Origin of the sequence: Escherichia sp. S10b (assembly GCF_028421345.1) — a bacterium.
In the GTDB taxonomy this organism is placed as follows: Bacteria; Pseudomonadota; Gammaproteobacteria; order Enterobacterales; family Enterobacteriaceae; genus ECMA0423.
Genome location: NZ_JAHZSO010000043.1, coordinates 1 through 789 on the forward strand (window position 1 = coordinate 1; position 789 = coordinate 789).

1 protein-coding gene is annotated in these 789 nt (G+C 52.5%); it reads left to right on the forward strand.

Features of this window, described 5'->3' with window-relative positions; all coding sequences use genetic code 11:
- A partial coding sequence (locus tag FTE26_RS03895; protein ID WP_272457509.1) for an RNA-guided endonuclease InsQ/TnpB family protein occupies positions 1-774 on the forward strand: 774 nt, incomplete at its 5' end.
- Between the last annotated feature and the right edge of the window lie 15 nt (positions 775-789).

The window sequence follows — 789 nt, forward strand, 5'->3', positions numbered from 1 at the left end:
GTTGTGAAAAATGTCACTGTCAGCCAGTCCTGCGGTAAGTGGTACATCAGTATTCAGACAGAAAGTGAAGTATCCACTCCGGTTCACCCTTCAGCATCAATGGTCGGGCTGGATGCTGGCGTGGCTAAACTCGCCACGCTGTCAGATGGCACAGTCTTTGAGCCTGTAAACAGTTTTCAGAAAAACCAGAAGACGCTGGCGAGACTTCAGCGACAGTTAAGCCGCAGGGTCAAATTCAGCAACAACTGGCAGAAGCAGAAACGCAAAATACAGCGACTGCATTCCCGTATCGCAAATATCCGCAGGGACTACCTTCATAAAGTCACAACGACCGTCAGCAAAAACCACGCAATGATAGTCATTGAGGATTTGAAGGTCAGCAACATGTCAAAGTCAGCAGCGGGTACGGTCAGCCAGCCGGGGCGCAATGTCCGGGCAAAATCAGGTTTAAACCGTTCGATACTGGATCAGGGCTGGTATGAAATGCGCCGCCAGCTTGAGTACAAGCAGCTCTGGCGTGGCGGTCAGGTGCTTGCTGTTCCGCCAGCGTACACAAGCCAGCGTTGCGCGTGCTGTGGTCATACAGCGAAAGAAAATCGCCTGTCACAAAGTAAATTCAGATGCCAGGTATGTGGATATACAGCGAACGCCGATGTAAACGGCGCTCGTAACATTTTAGCGGCGGGGCACGCCGTTCTTGCCTGTGGAGAGATGGTGCAGTCAGGCCGCTCGTTGAAGCAGGAACCCACCGAAATGATTCAGGCGACAGCCTGAACGAAGCAGGGATCC